Genomic DNA, 23,616 nt, shown 5'->3' with positions numbered 1-23,616 from the left:
GATCAGCACGTTGGGTTCGTCCAGCAGGATGAGCAGGAGCTGCATGCGGCGCTTCTGGCCGCCGGACAGGTCGGCGATGCGGGTCATCAGCTGGGCCGAGGAGAAGCCCAGCCGCTCCATCAGCTGGGCCGGGGTGACCTCCTTGCCGTCCAGCTCGTAGGAGGCCTTGTAGCGGGAGAGGACCTCGCGGATCTTGTACCGGCCCAGCTCCTCCAGCTCATCCAGGCGCTGGCTCAGGACCGCGAACTTGACGGTCTTGCCGATCCTCACCCGACCGGAGGTGGGCTCGATCGAGCCGTCGATCAGGCCCAGGAGGGTGGACTTGCCCGCCCCGTTGGCGCCGACGATGCCGAAACGGTCGCCCGGGCCGATCAGCCAGGTCACGTCGTCGATCACCGTGCGGGAGGGGGTGGCGCCGGCGCTGGGCGTCCTGCCGGTCTCGGGGAGGGCCGTGTCCGTGCCGTTATCGCCCGTGCCGCCGTCCGCTCCGCTTCGGTCAGCTGCCGCCGGAGCCAGGGGATAGGTCTTGGTCACATCCTTCAGGTCCACCACCTGCTTGCCCAGGCGGGAGGTGGCCATCCGTTTGAGCTCCAGGGTGTCGCGCATGGGCGGCACGTCCGCGATCAGCTCGTTGGCGGCCTTGACGTGGAACTTCTGCTTGGTGGCGCGGGCCCGGGCGCCACGGGTGAGCCAGGCCAGCTCCTTGCGGGCCAGGTTCCGCCGCTTGGTCTCGGCCACGTCCGCCTGGCGGTCGCGCTCCACCCGTTGGAGCATATAGGCCGAATAGCCGCCCTCGAAGGGGTCGATCGCGCCGTCGTGCACCTCCCACATGCGGGAGCAGACCTCGTCCAGGAACCAGCGGTCGTGGGTGACGACCAGCAGGGCGCCCGATCCCTTGGCCCAGCGGTTCCTCAGGTGCTCGGCCAGCCAGTGGATGGTGACGATGTCCAAGTGGTTGGTGGGCTCGTCCAGGGCCAGGATGTCCCAGTCCTGGAGGAGGAGACGGGCCAGGTCGGCCCGCCGCCGCTGGCCGCCGGACAGGGAACCCACCGGGGCATCCAGATCCATGTCGGCCAGGAGGGTCTCCACGATCTCCCGGGATTTGGGGTCGGCCGCCCACTCATAGTCCTCGCGTTCGCCCAGGGCCGCCTTGCGCAGGCTGTCTTCGTCGTTGAGGGGGTCGCGCTGGGCGAGCATGCCGAAGGTCAGGCCGCCGCGCCTGGTCACACGGCCGGAATCAGGCTCGCGTCCGCCGGACAGGAGCTGCAGGAGCGTGGATTTCCCGTCGCCGTTGCGCCCCACGATCCCGATGCGGTCACCCTCGAAGACGCCTTGGGTCACATCGTCGAAGATGTCCTTGGTCGCGAAGGAGAGGGAGACGTGTTCCAAACCAAGATCATACGTAGGCATGATTCACCAATCTAGCGCGCGGCCTGGAACGCCGCCTCCGCTCCAGGCCCAGGTCCGGCAGGAGTCCGGCCGGTGCGGGCGGGGAAGCGCGCGGCCGCCGGCAGGTGGCCGGCGTACGCCCAAGGGCTGCTCAGCGCGCGGCCTGGATGCCAAGCTCGGTGTCGGGCACCTTCTCGGTCAGGGCCTTGGGGCCGCGAGTGACCGCGACCGCTCCGGAGCGGACCAGCTCAACCACGCCATACGGGGCCAGGAGTCCCAGGAGGGCGTCCAGCTTGCCTTGGGCGCCGGTCGCTTCGATGGTGAGCGACTCTGGGTGGACATCGACCACGCGGACGCGGAAGAGCTTGACAATCTCCAGTACATCCGACCGGGTGCGTTCATTGGCCTTGACCTTGACCAGGATGAGCTCGCGCTCCACCGTCTGGGCCGGGTCCAACTCCACGATCTTGAGCACATGGAGGAGTTTGTTCAGTTGTTTGATGATCTGCTCCAGGGGGGCGCCCTCCGCGTCGGTGGTGACGGTGATGCGGGAGATGTCCGAACGCTCGGTGGAAGAGGCGGTGAGCGAGAGGATGTTGAAGGAGCGCCTGGCGAAGAGGCCGGTGATGCGCGTCAAGGCGCCGGGCCGGTTCTCCACCAGAATCGACAGCGTGTGCTGGGGGCCGCTCGCTAGGGTCGTGACATTCTTGACCATGATCGCTGCCTTTCCTTAACGCCCGGTCTGTTCACTGCCGGATACGGGTCCTGCGCCGGTGGCCGGGTCCTGCGCCGGTGGCCGGACTGCCAGCGGGCTGACGCCGGGCCGGTAGAGGAGGTCGCTGTTCGAGCCCCCCGGCGGGACCAGTGGCCAGACCTGGGCGTCCGGCCATACGCGCAGGTCTATCAGGGTCGGGCGCTCGCTCTCCGCCAGGGCCCGCTCGATGGCCTCGGTGGCCTCGTCCGGCGTCGATGCCCTGAGCCCCAGGCAGTCGTAGGCCTGCGCCAGGCGCACCAGGTCCGGGACCTGGGGGACCCCGGCCGCACCCGTCCCTGCGGAGTCCGGGCCACCGTCGTTGAGGTCGGTCTGGCAGTGGCGGCCACCGTAGAAGAGGGTCTGCCACTGGCGGATCAAACCGTATGAGGAATTGTTCAGTATGGCGATCTTGATGGGCAGGCCCAGCTGCCTAGCCACGGCCAGCTCGCCGGAGGAGACCTGGAAACCGCCGTCCCCACCGATCAGCCAGACCGGGCGGGAGCCATCCAGGCCCACCGCCGCGCCTATCGCGGCCGGCAGCCCGAAGCCCATGACCCCCAGTCCGCAGGAGGTGACCCAGGAGCCCGGATGTTCGAAATCCAGGAATTGGCTGGCCCAGATCTGGTGCTGCCCCACACCGGTGACCCATACCGTGTCCGGCGCGGCCAGGCGGCCCAGTTCCTGCACGGCCCACTGGGGGGACAACACGCCCTCCGGAGCCGGCTCGTATGCGGGCGGGTAGGCGGCCTGCCAGGCGTGGATCTGCTGCCACCAGGGGGCCAGGTCGGTCCGGCCCAGCCGCTCCTGGGCTTTGGGCAGCTCCAGGTTCAGGTCGTCGAGCACCTGTGCCACATCTCCTACGATCGGCACATCCACGGGCCGGGTCTTGCCGATTTCAGCCGGGTCGATGTCGATGTGGACCACCTTGGCGCCGGGGGCGAACCGGCCCAGGTCGCCGGTGACACGGTCGTCGAAGCGGGCGCCGATGGCGACCAGGAGGTCGCACTCCTGGATGGCTCCGTTCGCCGCCACCGAGCCATGCACGCCGGGCATGCCGAGTGCATGCTCATCGCTGTCGGGTATGATGCCACGGGAGGAGAGGGTGGTCACCACAGGGGCGCCGGCCAACCGGGCCAGCGTGGCCACCTGCTCGCCGGCCCGGGCCCGGACGGCCCCGCCGCCCACGTAGAGCAAGGGCCGGTAGGCGCGGGTCAGGAGATCCGAGGCATCCTGGAGCACATGCCCGTGGGCCTTGGTGGTGGGCTTGTAGCCAGGCAGGATCATCCGCTGGGGCCAGGAATAGGACATGGCCTCGGTCTGCGCGGTGCGGGTCAGGTCGATCAGGACAGGGCCGGGCCTGCCGGTCCGGGCGATGTAATAGGCCTCGGCCATCACGCGGGGGATGTCCTGGGCCTTGGTGACCAGGTAGGAGTGCTTGACCACGGGGTAGGTGATGCCCAGGATATCGACCTCCTGGAAGGCATCCGACCCCATGGCCCGGACGCCCACCTGGCCGGTGACGATCACCAGGGGGATGGAATCCCTGGCCGCCTCCGCAATCGGGGTGACCATGTTCGTGGCGCTGGCACCGGACGATACCAGGCAGACACCCACATTGCCGTTCGCCAGTGCGTATCCTTCCGCCGCCTGACCGGCCGCCTGCTCGGAGCGGGTCAGGACGAAGCGGAACCTGCTGTCGGACCCCATGGCATCGAAGACCGGCAGGATCTGGCCGCCGGGCAGGCCGAAGACGACCGAGACGCCCAGGTCCTCCAGGGAGCGGACCAGGGCCTGGGCCCCGTTCATCGCCTCCCCGACAGGATCCTGCCCTCCTTCCCCGGTCCTGGCTGGCTCCTTCGGGGCCGAGCTGAATGCTTGCAAGGGCGTCGGCAGTGCCATCGTGCTCCTCTCCTTCTGGTTGTCTTCCAGTCTAAACGGGGGGCTGGGCCTGGCGGGTGGAGGGGCCCGGGGACCGCCGTCCCTGTACCGGCCGACGGGCAGCGCAGGAAGGAAGGCTCAGGCGGTTCCCTCCGCGGTTTGCGGCTCCTCGTCACCGGTTGTCGCCTCGTCCGCCCCGGTCCGGGACCGGTCCTGCGCCGAGCGTCGACCGGCGGACTGCTGGTCTCGCAGGCGGGCCACCGTGCCGTTGTCGTCCAGCGCCTTCCAGGCTTTCTCGGCGGCCGCCAGCTGGGCCTTGCGCTTGCTGGAGGCACGACCCTGGCCTATGGCCTCGCGGGTGCCCTCGAGGATGAGGTCGGCTGTGAAGACCTGCGCGTAGTCGGGACCGGAGACGGACATGCGGTAGTCCGGCTGGCCGAGGCCCAGCTTGCGGGCCTTGACACTGATCGAGGTCTTCCAGTCGAGGGCGGGGCCTTCGGTGGCCACCTCGGCCAGGGTGTCGTCCACCAGCATGTGGACCGTGGTGCGTGCGCCCTCTATGCCGTGCTCGATGAAGACCGCACCGATCAGGGCCTCGACCGTGTCGCACAGGATGGAATCCTTGTCGCTGCCCCCGGATTCGGCCTCCCCGTGGCCCAGCAGTATGTACTGGCCCAAATGGAGTTTGGTGCGTGCGATGGCCGACAGGGCCTCCTCCGAGACCGCCTTGGCGCGCATCTTGGCCAGCTGCCCCTCGTTCATGTCGGGATGGGTCCGGTAGAGGGTCTCGGTGGAGACCAGCTCCAGGACGGCATCGCCCAGAAACTCCAGGCGTTCGTTGTTGGGCATGCCCTCGTGCTCGTGGGCGAAGGAACGGTGGGTGAGCGCGTGGACCAGCAGGTCGGGTTTGAGGGTCTGGCCCAGGGCCTTGAAGAGCTCCCGTGCGGGCAGTTCCTGGGATCTGGGCCCTTGCGGCCCCCGTCCGTCAGCTGTGTCCTGTGTTTCCGCCTTGGTGTGACCGGCCGCCGATGTGCCGTCCGCCTGTGTCGATGAGGTCATGTCCGCTCCTTGCCTCGCCCTGTAGCCGTCTGACGGCCCAGGCCGCACTTGCCGCCGGGTGCCGTTACTGCCGAGTATAAAAGAACCCCGCCACCCGTCGATGGCAGGGTTCATGGTTGCTGCGCTCCCGCCGGTGCTCAGCGGCGCCGGGCGGGGTCCATGCTCACTTGGCGGCGAACTTGGAACGCATGGCGTCCTTGTAGACGCGGCCGCGGAAGGTGCCGCAGGAGGGGCAGGCCATGTGGGGCAGGGTCGGGGCGCCGCAGTTGGGGCAGGTGACCGTGCTCACGGCCTGGGTCTTCCAGTTGGCGCGGCGCGAATGCGTGTTGGCGCGCGAAGTCTTGTACTTTGGCAGTGCCATTGTCTTCCTCTGTTCCGATCGAAATCACATTGAGCTTAAGCCTACAGCAGTCTAGCGCATACCCTGGCCAAAGGCCAGCGGGCGCCGGCGGGTCAGCCGAAGCCGCATCACTCTTTGCCCGTGCCCTCCGCCTGGGCTTCCAGCCGGGCCTTGAGACCGGCGAGGGCGTCCCAGCGGTCGTCCCTGATCTCGTGGTGGTGGTCCGGGTGTTCGTTCAGGTTGATGCCGCACTGGGCGCACAGGCCCTTGCAATCGGGCTTGCACAGGACCTTGAGGGGCATGGCCTCGACCAGGTTGTCGCGCAGGAGGGCTTCGATGTCCGCGACGTTGCCTGAATCCGCCAGTGGGTAGGTGTTGCCGTCGCCGGCCTCCTCCTCGCCGGCGACAATCTCCACGTCGCCCTTGAAGTCGCGGCCCTCGTGTTGGTACTCATAGGGGAAGAAAGCCACCAGATCCAGCTCCTTGGGGCCGGAGAGGGGTTTCAGGCAGCGGGTGCACTCGGCGTGCATGGGGGCGCTGATATGGGCGTTGAAGACCAGGCCATCGACAATCGAGTCCATGGAACCGGACACATGGACCGGTTCGCCCTCGTTGACGCCGACGATCCGGTCGCCGATTCCGCTGGGTGCGGGGAAGTCCCCGTCGATCTCCTTGCTCTGCCCGGGCCTCTGGGCCACTTGGGCCACAGGGATCGCCCAGGGCGAGCTTGCCGCGTTCGTCATGAATCGTCCTCCGCATACGATTGGTTCAGCTTGGAGGCGGCCTCGCGTTCGCGTTCGCGCAGGACCCCGAGACCGGCCTGCACGTCCTGCCGGTAGTGGTCCAGCTGCCCGCTCAAGGCCTCCATCACCTTGGCTGAATACTCGTTGGCCCCCTGGACGAGCTTATCGCTGTGGGCTTGAGCCTGGTCGATGATGGTCTGAGCCTTGCGCTGGGCGATGGCGACCACATTCTCCTGGCCGGCCAGGAACTCGGCTTGCTCACCGGCCTCCCTGACCACGTCCGCAGCCTGGCTCTGGGCCTGGGAGATGATCGCATTGGCCTGGGTCTGGGCGGTGTCGAGACGCCGTTCCGCCTCGCGCATCAGAGCCGAGGCGCGCTCAAGCTGCACCGGCAGCATCTTCTTGAGGTCGGCGAGGGAGGACATGAACTCCTCGCGGTCCACCTTGGCCACGGAGGGGGAGAAGACCGATGATTTGGCCTCATCCAGCAGGCTCTCCATCTGGTCGATGATGTCGTAGACGGTCGTGAACTCCTCACGGGAGGCCGGGGTGGCCGGCTCCGAGTTCTTTTCCTCGCGCATGTCCGGCAAGGCCGGCAGGTCGCGCTCCGGGGATGCGGGCTTGGGCTGGCGGTCATGGGCAGGCGAGGCTTCCAAGCGGGCGGAAGCCGGGACGGTGGAGGACGCGCCGGGTGCGTCCGATGCCCGGTCCTGTGCGGCCGCCCGGATGCCGGTCCTGGTGGATGTCCCCTCGCTGGCCTGTGCCCGGTCGGCTTGTTTCGCGGCCGGCAGGGATGCGCCGGTCGATGTGGGGGTGCGCCGGTCGCTGTGCGCCCTACCCTTGGCTGCGGTCCTCAGACCGGGCAGGGAGCCGGTTCCGGTCAGGTGCCCGGTCGCACCGGGGTTACCGCTGCCGCCGGGCCCTTTCGCCGGATCACGCTTGGATTTGGAGGCGATCATAGAGGAGTTGGTGCTGTCGTCGTCCGCAGGACGCTCGCCTCGGATGGACTTGCTGTGCGCCGGCAGGTCGGTGACTGATGCGGCCGGTTTGAAGCGCGCATCCGGGTCCGCGCCGGCCGGGCCCTTTCGCCCTTCCGCCCCGCCGTCTCGCCTGCCGCCTGTGCCTGCCGCCATGTCAGCCCCTTCCTTCGCTCATCGCCGCCTGCAGTCTGCCGATCACGTTGTCCGGCACCATGCCTTCTATATTGCCGCCGTGGCGGGCCACGTCCTTCACGATCGTGGAGGAGATGTGCTCACGCAGGGGGTCGGCCGGCAGGAACAGGGTCTCCACGCCCGACAGCTTGCGGTTGACCAGGGCCATGCCCAGCTCAGCCTCGTAGTCGCCGTTCTGCCGCAGCCCCTTGACAATGACCGTGGCCCCCACCCGCTTGCAGTAGTCGGTGATCAGCCCATCGGTGGATGCCACCCTGATGTCGGAGTAGCCGTCCGCAGCCAGTGCCTCGTGGATCATCGAGACGCGCTCCTGCTCGGGGAACAGCGGCGTCTTGGCCATATTGACGGCCACCACCACGTGGACCTGGTCGAAGAAGGAGGCGGATCGCTCGATCACGTCCAGGTGCCCGGAAGTGACCGGATCGTAGGACCCGGGGCATACAGCAATAGTCATATGCCAAGCCTACCGCGCACCGGGGAGCGCAACCAACCTCCGTGGATCACCCGCACGTGCTGCATTCACCCCTCCGGAGGGTCCTTGCGCGGGCGTTCGCGCAAGAATGGGACAGGTTCGGCGGACCGCCGGAGCAGCCGCCAGCAGGGTCGGTCGGGTCCCGAAGAAGCAGGGAAGACGATATGGGGGATTGCGCCTGGCTGCGCCCCGTTGCGCCGCCAGTGGTTTCATGGAATCAAGGGGGGTTGGCGGGTATGATGGAGGGCATGAGTGCAAGAGTGAAGCAATATGCGGATGAGGAGGGCGGCAGCCCCCTGTCCAGCCCGGAGGAGGGCGGCGGCACGGCCGTGCTCGAACGGCCCGAGACCCGCGAGGAGACGCAGCACAGCGACAACGGGGATGCGGACCGGTACTCCCACTACGTCTCCGCCGACAAAATCGCCGAGTCCAAGCTGACCGGGCGGCCGGTGGTGGCCCTGTGCGGCAAGGTCTGGGTGCCCAGGCACGACCCCTCGCGGTACCCGGTCTGCCCGGACTGCAAGCGCATCTACGAGCAGATGAAGCAGGGCGGGTTCTGAGCCGCAGGGTCTGCGCGCCGCCTGCATATATTCGCACCGACCTCCGCCGCCGGCTTTCAATGGCTGACGGCGGAGGTCGGTTTATGTCCGCAGGACCGGTCGGGGCTCAGTCCAAGGAGGCGCGGTCAATCGCGGCGAGCTCCTCGGCGGAGAAGGCCGTGTTGCCCAGGGCTCCGATATTGTCCAGAATCTGCCGGGGCTTGGAGGCGCCGATCAGGACCGAGGTGACCGAATCGTCGCGCAGGATCCAGGCCAGGGCCATCTCGGCCAGGGTCTGTCCGCGCTCGCCGGCCAGGCGGTTGAGTTCGCGGATCTGTTCCAGCCGCTGCCGGGTCAGGGCGTCGGATTGGAGGAAGCGTCCGTCCACCTTGATTCTTGAGTCGTCCGGGATGCCGTCCAGGTAGCGGTCGGTCAGCAGACCCTGAGCCAAGGGGGAGTAGGTGATGATGCCCTTGCCCAGCTTGGCGGCGGCGGTTTTGAGTCCGTTGCGTTCGATGGTCCGGTCGAAGATGGAGTAGCGGTTCTGGCAGATGATGAAGGGGCAGTGCAGCTCCTTCAGGATGGCCGTGGCCCGCTCAAGCGTCGGACCGTCGTAATTGGACAAGCCCACATACAGGGCCTTGCCCGAAGAGACCGCCTGGGCCAGGGCGCCCATGGTCTCCTCCAGGGGCGTCTCCGGGTCGGGGCGGTGGTGGTAGAAGATGTCCACATATTCGAGGCCCAGGCGTTCGAGGCTCTGGTCCAGGCTGGCCAGCAGGTACTTGCGGCTGCCCCAATCCCCGTAGGGCCCCTCCCACATCTCGAAGCCGGCCTTGGTGGAGATGACCAGCTCGTCGCGGTGGCGGCCGAAGTCGCGGGACAGGATCGAGCCGGCATGCCGTTCGGCGGCGCCGGGCTCCGGGCCGTAATTGTTGGCCAGGTCGAAATGGGTGATCCCGTTGTCGAAAGCCGTGAAGAGCATGTCCTTCATATGCTCGACCGGAGTAAGGTCGCCGAAGTTGTGCCACAGACCCAGCGAGACCGCCGGCAGCCTGAGGCCGCTGGCCCCGCTGCGGCGGTAGGTCATGGACGCGTAGCGGTCCGATGCCGGCGTGTATTCCTTGGCGTATTCAGCCATCTGGATTCCTTCTTCCCCGGGGGGATCGTCCCCCTGAACAGTGTGGTCCGGCCTGGATTGACGGGTGTGCGGGCATCGGTCAGGCGATGACCTGGGTGAGGGTGGGCAGGACCGGTTCGCCCTTCATCAGGCTCATGGCGGCGATGGGCAGCTCGGCCAGGGCCTGCGTCCGCCGGTCGCGTGCCCGCAGGAGGGCATCGTGGCCCACGAATTCGGGGTTCACCTGGCCCTCGCTGATATACGGCACCAGCAGGCCCCTCCAACCGTCGGGCGTGTGGAAGCCGGCCAGGGCCCGCTCGCCGCCGGCGACCACGTGCTCGGCTGTGGCCCGCCCGTCGGCGTAGGAGCGGAACGCCAGTTTGCGACCCGGCACCGACGCTTTGCCGGCCGACCTCTTGGCCACGGGGACCATCGATCCATCAGCGCCCTCCCGCTCCACCAGCTTGTAGACCATGGCGCAGGTGGGTGCGCCCGAACCGGTGACCAGCTGGGTGCCCACCCCGTAGGAGTCGACCGGCGCCCGGCTCAGGGCCGCGATCGCATACTCGTCCAGGTCATTGGTCACGGTGATTGTGGCTTTCGTGGCCCCCAGCGTGTCCAGCTGGGTGCGCACCTGCTGGGCCAGCGAGGCCAGATCGCCTGAATCCAGGCGCACCCCGCCCAGGTCCGGCCCGGCCACTTCGACCGCCGTCCTGACGGCCTCCTCGACCGAGTAGGTATCGGTCAGCAGGGTGGTGCCCTTGCCGAAGGCCTGGATCTGGGAGACGAAGGCGTCGCGCTCGCTGTCGTGCAGGAGGGTGAAGCAGTGGGCGGCGGTGCCGATTGCGGGCAGGTCGTAGAGTTTGGCGGCCTGGAGGTTGGAGGTGCCTTGGAAGCCACCGATCACCGCGGATCGGGCCGCCGAGACCGCCGCCCATTCGTTCGTCCGTCGGGCGCCCATGTCCATGCAGGGCCGTCCCCCGGCGGCCGAGACCATGCGGGAGGCCGCCGAAGCCACGGCCGAGTCGTAGTTCAGGACCGACAATACAAGCGTCTCCAGCAATGTGCACTCGGCGAAGGTGCCCTCCACCTGCAGGACGGGGGAGTCGGGGAAGAAGGGCTCGCCTTCCCGGTAGCCGCTGATCGAGCCCGAGAACCGGTAGCCCTCCAGCCAGCGCAGGGTCCGCGCACTCACGATATGGCGGTCGGCCAGGAAACGCAGGTCGTCCTCGGAGGGGCGGAAGGCGCCGATGGCCTCCATCAATCGGCCGGCACCGGCCGTCACCCCGTAACGCCGGCCATCGGGAAGGTGGCGGGTGTAGACCTCGAAGACACAGCGCCGGTCGGCGGTGCCGTCCTGCAGGGCGGCGTCCAGCATCGTGTACTCGTACATGTCCGTCAGCAAGGACGTGGATGCATCGGTGGTCGGGTTCATGCTCATGGCTCCCGCTCGTTTCTGCGCGCCCCTGGCTCTCGCTGCCGCATGCCGTCCCCCCGGTAAGGCGCGCCGGCCAGGGTCCGGCCACTCGCCCCCAGCTTAGCCGTCAGACCTGATAGGGGGGCGGCCGCGACGGGCTTGCCAAGGCTTGGTCCTAAGCTGACCCTATGAGATTTCTGGCCTCCTTCTACCGGCTTGCCATGGCCGCCTTCGCGCTCGCTGCCACATACCGGGGCTGGTTCCAAGGGCTGGGACGCGCCTGGGTGCCGCTGGACTTCCAGGCATCCTTCCTGCTGGCGCTCATCATGCTCTGGGCCGGTGCCGCCAGCTTACTCAAAGGGGTTGAGCCTCCGGCCTGGTTCAAGGGTTTCGCGGTCATCTACGCCCTGATCGGTGCTGCGGCGGCCTGGGCATTCCAGGGGACGGCCGGACTCCTGGACGGCCCCCGTGCCTGGGGTGTGCCAGTGGGTCTGATCACCCGGGGCCTCCTGCCGGCCATGGCCCTGCTGGACTTCCTTGTGTTCGACCCCCACAGGCGCTTCCCCTGGCACTACACGCTCTCGTGGATGGCCTACCTGCCGTGTTATCTGGCCTTCGTGCTGGTCCGAGCGGCGATTTGGCCGCATTCGGGAGCCGGTTCAGGCGCCGGATCGCTGGCTTCGGCATACCCGTATCCGGCCCTTGACCTGCACACCCTGGGATGGGCGCGACTGACCATCAATGCGTCCGGATACCTGCTGGTCTGCTTCGCGATCGGACTGGCGCTCTTCTTGCTGGACCGGATCCTGCCCAGGCGCGCCGGACTGCGTGCGGGGCGCGGTTCGTAGGGCCGGTCACGTATATATGGGGGTAGAAAAGCCCAGCAAAGGGTTGCGATGACCCCGGGCGGATTTCGCCGACCGGGTGAAAGGCGGATGGACAATATGGCAGCTATAGCGGACATGATCGCGGAGGGCACGGTGATTCGGCCGGACGGACGCGCGGCGGACGAGCTGCGGCCCGTGCGGATCACGCGCGGGTGGACCCAGGCCCCGGAGGGGTCGGTCCTGATTGAATGCGGCGGCACCCGTGTGTTGTGCACGGCTTCGTTCACACCGACCGTGCCCCGTTGGCGCAAGGACTCCGGACTGGGCTGGGTCACCGCCGAATACGCCATGCTCCCCCGGGCCACCTCGGAACGCACTGCCCGTGAGTCGGTGCGCGGCAAGGTGGGCGGACGCACCCAGGAGATCTCCCGCCTGATCGGGCGCTGCCTGCGCGGCGTGGTGAACATGAAGGCCCTGGGCGACAACCAGGTGCAGATCGACTGCGATGTCCTCCAGGCCGACGGAGGCACCCGCACCGCATCGGTCACGGGCGCTTGGGTCGCCTTGGCCGACGCCTTGCGCTGGGCTGAGCGCAAAGGGCACATCAAGAGCGCCGAGCGGGCGCTTTCCAGCCAGGTGTCGGCCGTGTCCGTCGGCGTCATCGACGGGCGGCCCATGCTGGACCTGCCGTATGTCGAGGACAGCCGGGCCATGACCGACATGAACGTGGCCATGACCGGCGAGGGCGATTTCATCGAAATCCAAGGCACAGCCGAACACCGGCCCTTCAACCGTGATGAGCTGGGGACCCTGCTGGACCTGGCGACCAAGGGCAACAAGGCCCTTCAGGTCCTGCAGCGTCGGTCCCTGGACGCCGAGCCAGGTCAAACCGTGCGTTCCGCGGACGCCAAGGAGGGATGACGATGGCTGACGGTGATGCACGGATTGTGGTGGCGACCCACAACGAGGGCAAGCTGGCGGAGATGCGGTCCATCCTGGATGCCTGCATCCATGGGTTGCCCGGCGAGCAGGCCGCCCGGATGGAACGCTTCACATTGGTGTCGGCCGGCCAGCTGGGCCTGCCGGATCCGGTGGAGACCGGATTGACATTCGAACAGAACGCCTTGCTCAAAGCCGGGGATGTGACCGAACGCACCGGCCTGCCGGCGATTGCCGACGACTCCGGCCTGGTGGTGGATGTGATGGGGGCAGCCCCCGGCATCCTGTCCGCCCGTTGGTCTGGGGTGCATGGCGACGACCGCGCCAACATGCGCCTGCTGCTGGCCCAGCTCAAGGACCTCTCCGAGGATGATCTCGGTGCCCGGTTCGTCACCGCCGCGGCCCTGGTGCTGCCGGCGGGCATGGGCAAGGAGGAAGTGGCCGACCGTAAAGGACCCACCGAGTTCATCCGCACCGGACGCATGGACGGCCACCTGGTCCACCGGCCCCGCGGCGACCAGGGATTCGGCTATGACCCCATCTTCGTGCCCGACGACCAGCCCGAGCGGGCCAGGCGGGCGGGGGTCGAATTGACCAGCGCCGAGCTTGAACCGGCCGAAAAAAACGCCATATCGCACCGGGGAAAGGCCCTGAAGGCCATCATGCCCATCCTCATCCGGGCCCTGTCCTGAGCGAACCGGCCCAGTCAGGGCCGCCACGCCCCTGTTCGATTGGACTTGCCGCTGGCGAGACCCGTCCTAAACTTGAATTGGAAACGGGGACAAAGTGCTGATGAGGGGCTGAGACGCTGTGAACAACAGGAGGGGAGGCCGAGGGCGGCTGGCATATGCGCTGACCGCTCTTCTGGTCGCTCTGTCCTGTCTGCTCCTGCCGGCGGCCGCGCCTTCCGGGCGGGCACCCGAAGCCCATGCCGACCCCCTTGACTCCACGCCGGCCGATCCCAAGCCCCAGCTCTACAGGATGCTGGCCTACAACAGCCGCATCGACACCCAGAACGACGAGCTGCGCATGGATTTCGTCCTCAGGCTGGCACATGGGCAGATGGACCCGGGCTGTGTGCCGGTGGGCCGGTACGACGGTTCCGGCAAGTGCGGCCTGTCCTTCGTGTATGCCTACTGGGGGGTCAACGACAACCCCTACTGGTACTTCTCCAGGGCCAAATACCTCAACACCATGGGGCAGGACGGGGCCGCCCGCTGGGCCGCGAACGTCGACCAGTACTACACGATCCACCAGGTGGTCAACTCCGGTAAGTACGACTACCTGACCATCTCCCTGGAGGGGGATGTGAACTATCCGGACGCCGCCGGATCAGCTAATTACGATGGCTCGGACAGTGAACGGGTGGACCCGCGCCGGGTGGGGGGCGCCAAGCTCAACCAGTTCGTCTACGCGATCGCCGGCAGGGAGCACGCCCGCTGGGACAAGGGCATCGACACCCTGACGCTGAGGCCTTCCGCCGATTTCGACTACAGGTACGTCACCAACATAGCCGAAGACTACCCGGCTTACGTCTACACACCGGATTGTGTGGCCGGCAGTGTCGGGGGAGCCTGCAACGGTCCCATGTCCTTCGTGGGTTGGGACGGCTATCCGTCCCTGTTCAGCGGTGGCCAGTCCAATTGGGGCATGGTGGCCGACTATGGTTTCCGGGGCAGGAGCGCACCGGGTGTTGCCCCGCCCCGTTCGTTCTTCGTCTACTGGTACAACCCCGCCTACGGCCGGGGGTACCCGTGTTCGCGCACCACCTCCTTCTACTATCAGTGGATCGGACTCAAGGACGGCCGGTACTGGCAGCCGGTCTCCTCGCTGACGCCCACGGTCCAGCGGGTGGACGGCCAGCACCCGGTCGCCCCGGGCACCCCACCTGCCTATCCGAGTACATGGGCGGCGTTCAACGAGGCGGCGAAGGGCGGCAAGACCAACAACCTGCTGGCAGCCGGGGCCGGTGGAGGTGCGAGCGCCCAGCTGGCGGACGGGTCGATCGACTTCGAGAAAGCCAAGAGGGCCGACGGGTTGGACGGTTATTTCAAGTTGGTGACCTGGCCGGTCAGCACCGGTGCGGACGGAAGGACGTCCGGCTGTGACACGTCCGTCAACAAGGACGCCTACAACCCGGATGCGGGCATCACCGCCGGAATGAGCCAGGCGCAGATCGCGGCCCGGCTGGACTCGGGCTGGACCATCGACACGGTCATGAGCCGCTACCAAATTCCCCGGCCCGACCCGCCCGTCATCGGGCAGGTAGGCCAGGACGGGTATTCAAGCAGCGCGACCGTGACCGTCTCGGGAACCTCCCCGGTCAGGCATCAGGCCGCGTCGGGCGGCAATCCCGAGCGCCGCTACATGGTGACCCTCTACGCCGAGGATCCCCGGCATCCCATACGGCAGAACACGGCCGAGCAGACCAACGATTATGGCAGCAGGGGCGTCAGGATCGGGCAGGCCGAGGTGGACGACCAGGGCCGTTGGTCCGTCGTGGACAACGATACGGAAGTGGACGGCCAGGGGAACGTGGACGGCAGCCGCCGGCGTTACCATGCCTACCTGACCGAGGAGAACTCGGGTGATCGGCTCACCTCCGATTTCTCCAACATCGTGACGGTCACCTTCTATACAGCCGCCGACCCCACCCCCAGCGTGGACCGGGTGCGCCCGCCGCGTACCGTGGACGGCAGACTGCCCTCCGACGCCAAGGGGCTCATATCCGGCTCCGCCAGGATAACCCACGATGGCTCCAGCCTCAGCGTCGACGCGGTGCCCGCTGCGGACCCATCGGCCAGACCCATTCCCATCCTTACCAGGTCCAATCTGGCTGCGGGGCGCACGGACTGGCAGGCTGAGCTGACTGGCCTCGGCCGCTTCCGGCCGGTCTCCGGGGACCACCGTTATGTCTTCAGGGCCCGCCTGACCACCAGGACCGGCAAGGTCTCGGCACTGGGCGAGCACACCGACGATATGGACATGACCCCGCCGAAGCCGGGGGTGGTATCCGCCGGCCGATCGGGGGTGAGGGGCGTGGCCAGAAGTTCGGATGCCCCCGGCGCTCCGGTCCAGGCGGGCGGGAGTGTGTCGGTGGTCTGGCCGGACGGCAGCCGTTCCGGACCGGTGCCGATAGGCTCGGACGGCACCTGGAGCCTGCCCCTACCCGCCGGCATGACCGTCGAGGGATTGGTGGGTGTGCGTGCCACGGATCCCGTAGGCAACGAATCGGCTCCGGAATGGGTCGATCTTCGGCAGGCGCCGCGGCAAAAAGCCGTGCCGTTCACCGGGGGCGGACCCTGGAGCGCGTTGGCCGCTTGCCTGGGTGTGGCCGCGCTAGCCCTGGCCGCGGCCGGTGCGGCCGTAATAGCCAAAGAACGTCGCGACCGTCATCCGGTCGCCGCAAAAGCCAAGAAACAGTGAAGGAGAGAAGTCATGAAGATACGTGACGCGATGCGGGCGGCCGCCGGGCTGCTGGCGGCGACGGCCACCCTGGTGGGTGTCTCGCTGCTGGGGGCCGAGACGGCTTCAGCCGATGTGGAAGTGGCCAACCCGGACCTGAGGACCAACCTGGCGGGGCTTACCATCTCCGGTGCCCATGATGCAGTGGACGGCCACCAGTTCAAGGCCGTGAAGATCGGCCTGTACCAGTCGGCCAATGTCGATACGACCGGCAACGGCGGCAGGCTCACCTCGGTCTCGGTGGGTACGGAGAACGCAGTCAAAACGGTCGCGGCCGACGCCCTGCACACGGTGCACCCGGCTTCGCCCGCCCCGGCCTTCCAGGACAATCCGGTCGGTGAGATGTCCTCGCTATGGTTGGGTTTCCAGTCGCAGGGCGTCTCTGGCGTATCCCAGGATGACACCACCTCCAACAGCGCCGATCACGCCTGGGCCGGTCACCTGCGCGACTTCGTGACCAAGTTGGTCGCAGAGCCGGCCTTCGCCGGCCTGGTCGCCAGCTCGACTTACACCGCCACCGGCTCGGGTACCTCGGCCGCATTCAGCGGTCTGGCCCAAGGGATCTACGTTGTTGTCGATACGACCGCCGCCGGCGGCCCGGGCGGCTACAGCAACTCGATCCCCATGCTGGTGGGAACCGCGGTCGGCGTGACCTCCACCTTCCCCGGATACACCCGCTTCAAGAACGAGACCTCGCCCACGGCACCCATCCTGGGTCGGGTGGAGATCAAGAACGATCGTCCCACCATCACCAAGCAGGCCGTGCATGATGGGTCCAGGGGTTCCTCTGCATCCATCGGCGGCTATGTGAAATACCGGATCTCGGGCCGGGTTCCGGTGACCACCGGCTTCCGCAATTTCAAGTACCTGCTGGTGGATACGCCCGATGCCGGACTGAAGTTCGTGCGCGATGGCGGCCACCAGGTGACAGTCACCGCCGGACCTTCGGGCGGCGCCCAGACCCCGGTGCCCGAGCGCTCCGGCGGCAGCGATGGATTCATCGTCGACGCCCACGGCGACGGTTCGGTCAATTTCAATCTCTCCCAGGTCATCACCGGTCTGACCCCGGGCGACACCGTGACCGTGACCTACTACATGCAGCTGACCGACGACGCCCAGTCCGGTGCCGTCAAGAACCGGGCCAAGCTGGTCTATTCCTCCGACCCGATGAACCAGCCGACCGACAACCAGGGGAACGGCGGTTCCGAGGACTCCTATCAGCCCACAGACAATCCCGGTCTGAACGCATACTTCTACCACTTCGAGCTGTCCAAGAAGGCCAAGGCGGACAGCCGGGACCTGACCGGGGCCAGCTTCTCGATCAAGCCTCAGGGGCAGAACGTCGCGCTCAAATTCGGTCAGGTCAAGGACGCCAACGGAGTGACGATTCCCGGCCGCTATAAGCTCCTGGCCGACCAGCGTCGCACGGGCGCCGGAGTCTCCGATGTACTGGAGATCTCGGACGGCTCCTATTCGGGCAGCCACGCGGACCAGGCCGTGGCCAAGGGGCACCTCTTCATCGACGGCCTTGGCGCGGGGGTCTACACGGTCTCCGAGATCAACCCGCCGGCCACTTTCTCCGGCATGTTCAAGCCTTCGTTCGATGTGACCATCGCCCCAGGGCCGGGGTCCGACTCCGCCCACCCCGAGCTGAGCAACGCCGGGGATGCCTGGGACCTGGTGTCCGCAGGCTCCTGGTCCTACGACGCAACCCAGGCGCCCCAGCTGGCTCCGGCCCCCGGTTCGCACTCCGTCGGGATCTTCAACGTCTCCTCCCTCTCCCAGCTGCCCATGACCGGCGGCGCCGGCATCATCCTGGCCGTTCTGGTGGCCCTGGTGGCCCTGGTCGCAGCAGGTGGGCTCTTCCTGCTCAAGCGGCATAGGGATGCGAGCCGGAGCTGAGCTTCCAGGAGGCGGTCTTCGGACCCGAGGCGGATTGGCAGGGGGTCCGCAGCGACCGTAAACGCAGAGGCGACAGGCTCCTGGTGGCCCTGATCGTCCTGTGTCTGACGGTGGCGGCGGGCGCTCTCTTGTGGATCCCCTCGGCCCAGTTGATCCATATGCGCGCTGAACAGCGGGCTGTGGAACGGGGCGCTCGCGCCGTCGCGGCCTGGCCCCAGGGGCGGGTGGCGCGCGAGCTCAGGCTGGCCCGGGCCTACAACCGCCGGATAGCGGCCAGCGGGCAGGGGACCTTGGGGGAGGCTTCGGACCCTTTCCTGCCCCCCAATCTGCAGGGTGGCCGGCAGGCCTCCATGGCCGAGCGCGACCACGACTACCAGGGCCTGCTCAACACCGGTGGAGGACTGATGGGCTCGGTGCGGGTGCCGAGGATTTCCCTGAATATGCCCATCTACCATGGAACCTCCGACCAGTCGCTCTCCCAGGGCTCCGGGCACCTGTACGGTACCAGCCTGCCGGTGGGGGGACCGTCGACGAACGCGGTGCTGACCGGGCACCGGGGGCTGCCCGGTGCCCTGCTCTTCACGCGGCTGGATGAGCTCAAGCCCGGCGATGTGTTCTATGTGGACACCCTGGGCCGGACCATGGGGTACCGGATCACCGCGATCCATGTCGTCGATCCCGATGACACGCACCTGTACACCGTCGTGCAGGGCAAGGACCTGGTCACGTTGATGACCTGCACCCCTTATGGGGTCAATACGCAGAGGCTGGTGCTGACCGGGGAGCGCGCCCCGATACCGAGGGTCGTGCCTGAACCGGATGACGCCCCCAAGGACGCGGTCCTGATCGGGTTGGGCTGCGGCCTGGCCGCCTTTGCCATCGGGGTGGGTGCGTTCGCCTCGACCAGGCGACGGACATTGAGCGCCCGCCATGCCCGCAGGAACGGGGACTCAGGGGCCGGGAAATTACTTGATAAGCTCAATGTTTATTAAGTCACACAAATGCCGGTAGACCCTCTTAAGGTCAGGAATAATGCGGAATAAAGCTATGCGATAGCTCTATCTATCGAATAAATATGCTTGATTAAATACATCAGTTGTGTTTTCCTGTTCACCTATGCCAGGAGCGGTCAGCCGCTTCCTGTGATGGCGGTGGGTCGATGAGGGCGGATGCCTGACACCCCACCTTGGCGTGAAGACGACGAGGACGGCGGGCGCTCGCAAGCGCCCCGTCTACTGGATGCCGGCAGCAGGTGATGATGAGGAAGAACGATGGTGGAAGAACGGGGGCCGTGTGTCTGGCGGCCCTGCTGACGATCGTGGCGGTGTTCGGCGTACTCAGGCCGGCGGCCACGGCGAGCGCCGATCTCAGCGCCGAGGGCGGGATGGATGCGCGCAAGCCTGATCGTAAGCCGCAGCTGTACCAGATGCTCGCCTACAACGACCGGATTGACACCCAGAACGACGAGTTGAGGATGGATTTCATCCTGCGGGTGGCCCACGGGCTGGTGAACCCGGAGTGCGTGCCGGAGGGGGCGATCAGCGTCAGCGGTGCCGACAAGTGCGGCTTGAACATACTGTATTCGTATTATGGCGTCGGCAAACGGGTCACCCAGTACAACCATTTGCATTACCTGAACACCCTTGGGGAGAACGGTGCCGGCGCCAGCCGATGGGCCAGCAATGTGGACGGTTTCTACACGATACACACCGTCATCAATTCCGGTGCCTACGACTATCTGAACATCTCGATGGAGTGCGACATCGACTACCCCAATGACGCCTCGCCGGGGAGCTATGACCCGGGGGCCACGGACTTCGTCGACACGGAGCGCGTGGGCGGCGCCCGGATCAACCAATATGTCTATGCGACCGTCGGCGATGATGGCAAACCCTGGGCCAACACCGACAGCATCAGCTTCGACGCCGCGGCCAGCCTGGATCCGGAACGGTCCACCAACATAGCGGCGGACCACCCGGCCTACGTGTACACCCCCTATTGCAGCCCGGGCTCCGCCTACCCCGCCTGCAATGGCCCCATGTCCTTCATCGGCTGGGACGCCAACCCCGCCCTGTGGAGCGGGGGCCAGGCGAATTGGGGGTTGGTCACCGACCATGGCTTCGCCGGCCGCCCCGAACGTGCGGGCGTGGCACCCAGCAAGTCCTTCTTCGTCTACTGGTACAACCCCGACCAGGACACCGGCAAACGATGCTCCCGCAACACCTCGTTCTACTACCAATGGCTAGGCACCAAAGCCGGCAAGTGGGTTCCTGTGTCCTCGCTGACCCCCCAGGTGCAGCGCGTGGACGGCCAGAAGAGGGTCGTGGCAGCCGTGCCGCCGCCGGATGCCAACGCCTCGTCCTCCTTCAATGAACCGGTCCGGAGCGACAAGAAGAACTACCTGCTCGCACCCGGACCCGGCGCAGGCAAACCCTCCGCCCAACACGCCGACGGCTCCATCGATTTCAAACTGGCCAAGGAGGCCGATGGCCTCGACGGATACTTCAAACTGGTGACGTGGCCGATCACCACCAACCCGGATGGGAGCATCACGGGCTGCGACGCGGAGCCGATGAAGGATTTCTACAACCCTGATGCAGGCATCAGCGCGGACATGGATCAGCACACGATCGCCGAGCGCATCAGCATGGGATGGACCGTGGACACGGCCTACTACCGCTATGACGTGGCGCGGCCGGACCGACCGGTCATCAGCAGCCCCAAAGACGGTTCCTACGCCGGCAGCCTGACCCCACTCATCTCCGGCAGCGGCGAACCCGGCGACCTGCTGAGCCTGTATGCGCAGGACCCCGCCAAACCCATCAAGCCCGACGCCCCCGATGACCCCGACACCAAAGGAGTGCTGATAGGCCGGACCACGGTGGCCGAGGACGGAACATGGGCGATCAGGGACCCGAACACCGCTTCGCCTGCGAACACCGAATCCGGCACCCGGCGTTACCACGCCTGGCAGACCGAGACCAGCAGCGGCTACGACCTGACTTCGGAGTTCTCCAACACCGTCACGGTCCACTTCATGGCCGACAAGGACCCCGCACCGAAGGTGACGTCGGTCGCGGTGCCGCATACGGTCAACGGAGTGCTGCCGGACGGCTCGAAACTCACGCTGGCAGGCACCGCCGCGCCCATACACGACGGGGACGCCCTCAAGGTCTACGCCCTGCCCGACCCGGATGGCGCCGGCCGGACCGGGGCGGCGGAGGGAAAGGAATCGACGGAGGCACCGCAGACCCGGACGTCGGCCGTATCCCACGCGCGCAAAGCGCCGACCCTGCAAACGCCGTCAGGCGGACCGGAGGCGGGCCCCATGCCCGACACCGCCGTGGTGGCCCGGATCGAATCAATCCCCGCAGGTGACCAGCAGTGGGAGCTGGAGGCCGAGCCGAAGTATTTCCTGGACCGCCAACCCGCCGACGGGAAGGGGGAGACCTTCCGTTTCGTTGCCGTACTGGTCAACCGGGCCGGTGCGGAATCGGCCTCCCGTGATTTTGCGATGCGCGTGGATATGGACCCGCCCGACCCGGGTGTATCGGCCTCCGACCTGGGGCAGGTGAGCGGGAAGGCCGTCGGGGGAAGGTCGCATTCGCCGGAGCCTGGGGCCCGCATCAGCGTCACCTGGCCGGATGGGGGCCACGCTTCGACGGTCGCCGACGGACAGGGCGCCTGGTCCATTTCCACGCCGGCCGGCATGCGGAAGGGGGAGGTGACCGTAAGGGCCGAGGACGCGGCGGACAATCAGTCCGCCCCGAGGATTGTGCAGTTGACCGAGCCGGCCAACGTGGGTAGCCTGCCCCTGGCCGGGGGCCATGGTTGGATGGTGTATGCCGGTCTGGCCGTGGGCTTCCTGGGCGCTGTGGTGGTCCGAAGGCTCCGCGAGCAGGCCGGATCCCGGTGAGAGGGGGTTGGTCCGTGACGGTCGGGGGATGTCCGGATCGGCCCTCCCCGGTCTGGCCTGGCGGGTGTGAACCCGGGGCCGTGCTAGATTGAATGCGGGCCGCTGGCCCAGGCGCACGTGGCGGAATCGGTAGACGCGCAGGATTTAGGTTCCTGTGACTTCGGTCGTGGGGGTTCAAGTCCCCCCGTGCGCACTTGTGGGAGCAACAGCCCGTCCATTGGACAGGGGACGGGTGGGGCCGCAAGGCAGAATCACGCCGGGGACAATGAGGATTCGGGTATGGGGTGGCGTCATAGAGCATGGGGCTGTCAATTTCACCAGGGAACGCCGGCGACGATGAGCCGGGTGGAGGAAAGGGAGCCACTTGACAGAATCGAACTGTCGACCTTCTCATTACGAGTGAGACGCTCTGCCAACTGAGCTAAAGTGGCCTGCCGCCCGGAGCCGGAAGTGTTCACCGCCGGCGACCATGGACAACATAGAAGATTGTAGCGGGTGGGCTCGATTTGTCCAGTCACCTGGCACGGCGGCAGCTGTACGGGTCCCTTGCGAGAATGGGGGTATGAGCATGGACGATTTCTACGCCATCATCCCCGCCGGGGGAGTGGGTACCAGACTGTGGCCCCTGAGCCGCAAGGGACGGCCGAAGTTCCTTTTCGACCTGTTGGGCCAGGGTCGCACCATGATCCAGGCCACTTTCGATCGACTGGCCTCCATCTGCGGGGAGGACCATGTGGCCGTTTCGACCGGGGTGCAGCATGTTGACGCTGTGCGTAGGCAACTGCCCGGGCTGGGGCCGGACGCAGTGTTCGCAGAGCCGGTGCCGCGCGACTCCACAGCCGCGATCGCCCTGGCCACAGCCGTGCTGGCCCGACGGCATGGGGAACGCATCGTCGTGGGATCCTTCGCGGCCGACCATGTTATCCGTGATGACGGGGCCTTCGCCATGTCGGTGCGCCAGGCCGTGGCCGCCGCCCGGGCCGGATATGTGGCCACGATCGGCATAGCGGCCTCGCGTCCCTCCACGGCCTTCGGATACATCCACCAGGGCCCCTCACTGGCGGACCGGGTTCCTGACGCCCCCGACGCGCGGCTGGTCAGCGAGTTCGTGGAGAAGCCGGACGCGGCCACGGCCCAGGCCTACCTGGCCACCGGGGAATACCGCTGGAACGCCGGCATGTTCGTCATGCGGGCCGACGTGGTCCTCGACTGCCTCAGACGGTATCGACCCCGGCTTCACCAGTCCGTCATGGCCATCGCGCAGGCCTGGGACCAGGGGGAGGAGGAGCGGCGGGCCGCCATGGACGGGCACTGGGCCGGCATCGAGAAGATAGCCTTCGACTACTCGGTGGCCGAACCCCTGTCGGCTGACGGTGGTGTGGCCGTGGTGCCCGGCGGCTTCGGCTGGGATGACATCGGCGACTTCAACTCCGCCGCAGCCCTGCTGCCTTCCTCCGATCGAAGCAACATGAAGATCCTGGGGGATTCGGACCTGGTCGAGTGCCTGGACTCGGCCGGAGACGTGGTGCTGCCGGGGTCGGGCCGGCTCGTGGCGCTGCTGGGCGTCGACGACATGGTCGTGGTGGACACGCCCGATGCCCTGCTGGTGGCCCCACGCGCCCGCAGCCAGGAGGTCAAGGACATGGTCGCCAAGCTGGCCGAAGATGGCCGGGAAGGCATTCTGTAG

The 23,616-nt window shown here is 67.2% G+C and carries 19 protein-coding genes and 2 tRNA genes; 10 read left to right on the top strand and 11 right to left on the bottom strand.

Annotated elements, in window-relative coordinates; translation table 11 throughout:
• The 8 genes from CRD59_RS05075 to coaD all read right to left on the bottom strand — a co-directional run.
• Nucleotides 1-1,410, bottom strand: a 1,410-nt coding sequence (locus tag CRD59_RS05075; protein ID WP_130341223.1) for an ABC-F family ATP-binding cassette domain-containing protein, incomplete at its 3' end; no start/stop codon positions are given.
• Nucleotides 1,411-1,540: 130 nt separating this feature from the next.
• The gene (ilvN, locus tag CRD59_RS05070) at nt 1,541-2,104 is read right to left on the bottom strand and encodes an acetolactate synthase small subunit (protein ID WP_113853605.1); all 564 of its coding nucleotides are present in this window, start codon (nt 2,102-2,104) and stop codon (nt 1,541-1,543) included.
• A gap of 15 nt (nt 2,105-2,119) precedes the next feature.
• Nucleotides 2,120-4,042, bottom strand: a complete 1,923-nt coding sequence (gene ilvB, locus CRD59_RS05065) for a biosynthetic-type acetolactate synthase large subunit (protein ID WP_113853604.1) — start codon at nt 4,040-4,042, stop codon at nt 2,120-2,122.
• Nucleotides 4,043-4,159: 117 nt separating this feature from the next.
• Nucleotides 4,160-5,080 (bottom strand): ribonuclease III, encoded by a 921-nt coding sequence (gene rnc, locus CRD59_RS05060; protein ID WP_113853603.1) that lies wholly within the window; start codon nt 5,078-5,080, stop codon nt 4,160-4,162.
• Nucleotides 5,081-5,243: 163 nt separating this feature from the next.
• Complete coding sequence (rpmF, locus tag CRD59_RS05055) at nt 5,244-5,441, bottom strand: 50S ribosomal protein L32 (protein WP_113853602.1); 198 nt, start codon at nt 5,439-5,441, stop codon at nt 5,244-5,246.
• Between the two features lie 107 nt (nt 5,442-5,548).
• On the bottom strand, nt 5,549-6,163 hold the full coding sequence (locus CRD59_RS05050) for a YceD family protein (RefSeq protein WP_113853601.1): 615 nt from the start codon (nt 6,161-6,163) through the stop codon (nt 5,549-5,551).
• Nucleotides 6,160-7,020 carry a cell division protein gene (locus tag CRD59_RS05045; protein WP_407923115.1) on the bottom strand — a complete coding sequence of 287 codons (861 nt, stop codon included), beginning with the start codon at nt 7,018-7,020 and terminating at the stop codon, nt 6,160-6,162. Before CRD59_RS05045 ends, CRD59_RS05050 begins: the two co-directional genes overlap by 4 nt.
• 277 nt (nt 7,021-7,297) lie before the next feature.
• On the bottom strand, nt 7,298-7,789 hold the full coding sequence (gene coaD, locus CRD59_RS05040; RefSeq protein WP_113853599.1) for a pantetheine-phosphate adenylyltransferase: 492 nt from the start codon (nt 7,787-7,789) through the stop codon (nt 7,298-7,300).
• 266 nt (nt 7,790-8,055) lie between these two features.
• Between coaD and CRD59_RS05035 the strand changes: the two genes are divergently transcribed.
• Nucleotides 8,056-8,367: a DUF3039 domain-containing protein gene (locus CRD59_RS05035; RefSeq protein ID WP_201736556.1), complete on the top strand. Its 312-nt coding sequence runs from the start codon at nt 8,056-8,058 to the stop codon at nt 8,365-8,367.
• Between the two features lie 106 nt (nt 8,368-8,473).
• On the opposite strand, the gene CRD59_RS05030 is transcribed toward CRD59_RS05035, so the two are convergent.
• Together CRD59_RS05030 and CRD59_RS05025 are read right to left on the bottom strand one after the other, a co-directional pair.
• The gene (locus CRD59_RS05030) at nt 8,474-9,484 is read right to left on the bottom strand and encodes an aldo/keto reductase (protein ID WP_113853597.1); all 1,011 of its coding nucleotides are present in this window, start codon (nt 9,482-9,484) and stop codon (nt 8,474-8,476) included.
• A gap of 79 nt (nt 9,485-9,563) precedes the next feature.
• Nucleotides 9,564-10,898 (bottom strand): nicotinate phosphoribosyltransferase, encoded by a 1,335-nt coding sequence (locus CRD59_RS05025; protein ID WP_113853614.1) that lies wholly within the window; start codon nt 10,896-10,898, stop codon nt 9,564-9,566.
• 170 nt (nt 10,899-11,068) lie between these two features.
• On the opposite strand from CRD59_RS05025, the gene CRD59_RS05020 reads away from it, so the two are divergent.
• From CRD59_RS05020 to CRD59_RS04985, 8 genes are all read left to right on the top strand, one after another.
• Nucleotides 11,069-11,728, top strand: coding sequence for a Pr6Pr family membrane protein (locus tag CRD59_RS05020; protein WP_113853596.1), 660 nt, complete (start codon nt 11,069-11,071; stop codon nt 11,726-11,728).
• A 96-nt stretch (nt 11,729-11,824) separates the two neighbouring features.
• Nucleotides 11,825-12,628, top strand: a complete 804-nt coding sequence (gene rph, locus CRD59_RS05015) for a ribonuclease PH (RefSeq protein ID WP_113853613.1) — start codon at nt 11,825-11,827, stop codon at nt 12,626-12,628.
• Between the two features lie 2 nt (nt 12,629-12,630).
• On the top strand, nt 12,631-13,338 hold the full coding sequence (locus CRD59_RS05010) for a non-canonical purine NTP pyrophosphatase (protein WP_113853595.1): 708 nt from the start codon (nt 12,631-12,633) through the stop codon (nt 13,336-13,338).
• A gap of 118 nt (nt 13,339-13,456) precedes the next feature.
• The gene (locus tag CRD59_RS05005) at nt 13,457-16,072 is read left to right on the top strand and encodes an Ig-like domain-containing protein (RefSeq protein WP_113853594.1); all 2,616 of its coding nucleotides are present in this window, start codon (nt 13,457-13,459) and stop codon (nt 16,070-16,072) included.
• Nucleotides 16,073-16,084: 12 nt separating this feature from the next.
• Nucleotides 16,085-18,013, top strand: coding sequence for an isopeptide-forming domain-containing fimbrial protein (locus CRD59_RS05000; protein ID WP_113853593.1), 1,929 nt, complete (start codon nt 16,085-16,087; stop codon nt 18,011-18,013).
• Nucleotides 18,014-18,096: 83 nt separating this feature from the next.
• Nucleotides 18,097-19,005, top strand: coding sequence for a class C sortase (locus CRD59_RS04995; protein ID WP_113853592.1), 909 nt, complete (start codon nt 18,097-18,099; stop codon nt 19,003-19,005).
• Nucleotides 19,006-19,271: 266 nt separating this feature from the next.
• Nucleotides 19,272-21,929, top strand: a complete 2,658-nt coding sequence (locus CRD59_RS04990; RefSeq protein WP_127920942.1) for an Ig-like domain-containing protein — start codon at nt 19,272-19,274, stop codon at nt 21,927-21,929.
• A 111-nt stretch (nt 21,930-22,040) separates the two neighbouring features.
• A tRNA-Leu gene (locus CRD59_RS04985) sits at nt 22,041-22,122 on the top strand.
• A 165-nt stretch (nt 22,123-22,287) separates the two neighbouring features.
• On the opposite strand, the gene CRD59_RS04980 is transcribed toward CRD59_RS04985, so the two are convergent.
• Nucleotides 22,288-22,360: transfer RNA gene (locus CRD59_RS04980), tRNA-Thr, on the bottom strand.
• Nucleotides 22,361-22,491: 131 nt separating this feature from the next.
• On the opposite strand from CRD59_RS04980, the gene CRD59_RS04975 reads away from it, so the two are divergent.
• The gene (locus CRD59_RS04975; RefSeq protein WP_113853590.1) at nt 22,492-23,616 is read left to right on the top strand and encodes a mannose-1-phosphate guanylyltransferase; all 1,125 of its coding nucleotides are present in this window, start codon (nt 22,492-22,494) and stop codon (nt 23,614-23,616) included.

It is taken from the genome of Bifidobacterium xylocopae, assembly GCF_003315615.1.
GTDB classification, from domain to species: domain Bacteria; phylum Actinomycetota; class Actinomycetes; order Actinomycetales; family Bifidobacteriaceae; genus Bombiscardovia; species Bombiscardovia xylocopae.
The sequence above is the reverse complement of the archived record's forward strand: the minus strand, read 5'-3'. Positions and strand labels throughout refer to the sequence as shown.

What these genes read in the sequence shown, in the direction of transcription:
- ilvB (WP_113853604.1), bottom strand. Translation starts at nt 4,042, where the DNA reads ATGGCACTGCCGACGCCCTTGCAAGCATTCAGCTCGGCCCCGAAGGAG.
- coaD (WP_113853599.1), bottom strand. Translation starts at nt 7,789, where the DNA reads ATGACTATTGCTGTATGCCCCGGGTCCTACGATCCGGTCACTTCCGGG.
- CRD59_RS04990 (WP_127920942.1), top strand. Translation starts at nt 19,272, where the DNA reads ATGAGGAAGAACGATGGTGGAAGAACGGGGGCCGTGTGTCTGGCGGCC.
- CRD59_RS05050 (WP_113853601.1), bottom strand. Translation starts at nt 6,163, where the DNA reads ATGACGAACGCGGCAAGCTCGCCCTGGGCGATCCCTGTGGCCCAAGTG.
- CRD59_RS05000 (WP_113853593.1), top strand. Translation starts at nt 16,085, where the DNA reads ATGAAGATACGTGACGCGATGCGGGCGGCCGCCGGGCTGCTGGCGGCG.
- CRD59_RS05020 (WP_113853596.1), top strand. Translation starts at nt 11,069, where the DNA reads ATGAGATTTCTGGCCTCCTTCTACCGGCTTGCCATGGCCGCCTTCGCG.
- CRD59_RS05035 (WP_201736556.1), top strand. Translation starts at nt 8,056, where the DNA reads ATGAGTGCAAGAGTGAAGCAATATGCGGATGAGGAGGGCGGCAGCCCC.
- CRD59_RS04975 (WP_113853590.1), top strand. Translation starts at nt 22,492, where the DNA reads ATGAGCATGGACGATTTCTACGCCATCATCCCCGCCGGGGGAGTGGGT.
- rpmF (WP_113853602.1), bottom strand. Translation starts at nt 5,441, where the DNA reads ATGGCACTGCCAAAGTACAAGACTTCGCGCGCCAACACGCATTCGCGC.
- CRD59_RS05010 (WP_113853595.1), top strand. Translation starts at nt 12,631, where the DNA reads ATGGCTGACGGTGATGCACGGATTGTGGTGGCGACCCACAACGAGGGC.
- rph (WP_113853613.1), top strand. Translation starts at nt 11,825, where the DNA reads ATGGCAGCTATAGCGGACATGATCGCGGAGGGCACGGTGATTCGGCCG.
- ilvN (WP_113853605.1), bottom strand. Translation starts at nt 2,104, where the DNA reads ATGGTCAAGAATGTCACGACCCTAGCGAGCGGCCCCCAGCACACGCTG.
- CRD59_RS05030 (WP_113853597.1), bottom strand. Translation starts at nt 9,484, where the DNA reads ATGGCTGAATACGCCAAGGAATACACGCCGGCATCGGACCGCTACGCG.
- rnc (WP_113853603.1), bottom strand. Translation starts at nt 5,080, where the DNA reads ATGACCTCATCGACACAGGCGGACGGCACATCGGCGGCCGGTCACACC.
- CRD59_RS05025 (WP_113853614.1), bottom strand. Translation starts at nt 10,898, where the DNA reads ATGAACCCGACCACCGATGCATCCACGTCCTTGCTGACGGACATGTAC.